We start from the raw sequence: 553 nt of genomic DNA, 5'->3' as shown, positions 1-553 counted from the left end.
CGGCCTTCCGGATTTAGCGGAAGTTGATGCCGATGGTGGCGCGACGGTTGAGCGGCTCGCGCACGCCGTCGGCGGTGGCGCGGGCCAGGGCGGTTTCGCCCTTGCCGTCCAGCGAGATCACGCCGCCGTTGACGCCCTGGGCGACCAGAGCATCAGCCACGGTCCGCGAGCGGCGGTTGGACAGGCCGACATTGTACGCCGCCGAACCCGAGGTGTCGGCGTGACCGACGACCAGGATGCGCGTCGGACGACCCGACCGGGCGTAGTTGGCGGCTTGCGTCACCACCGACGAGGCTTCGGCCGTCAGGTCCGAACGATCCCAGTCGAAATACACCACAAACTCACGCTCGACCGGAACTTGCGGCGGAGGCGGCGGCGGCGGCGGCGGGGGAGGCGGCGGGGGCGGCGGGGGCGGCGGGGGCGGAGGCGGCGGCACATAGTCCGGCTCGTCCGCACCGAACGCATAGCGCAGGCCCAGCGTCAGGGTGTGGCTGTCGTCATAGCGGCCCGTGAACGGACCGGGATTAAGGGCCGCCGTCGAGGTGAACGACTC

The 553-nt window shown here is 71.2% G+C and carries 1 protein-coding gene; it reads right to left on the bottom strand.

Features of this window, described 5'->3' with window-relative positions; genetic code table 11:
• Nucleotides 1–13: 13 nt before the first annotated feature.
• The coding region (locus tag ACTIFU_RS23990) for an OmpA family protein (RefSeq protein WP_439580827.1) at nucleotides 14–553 on the bottom strand (540 nt) is incomplete at its 5' end.

It is taken from the genome of Elioraea sp. (assembly GCF_051860475.1).
Taxonomy (GTDB): Bacteria; Pseudomonadota; Alphaproteobacteria; order Acetobacterales; family Acetobacteraceae; genus Elioraea.
This window is presented reverse-complemented; position numbering and strand designations above follow the sequence as displayed.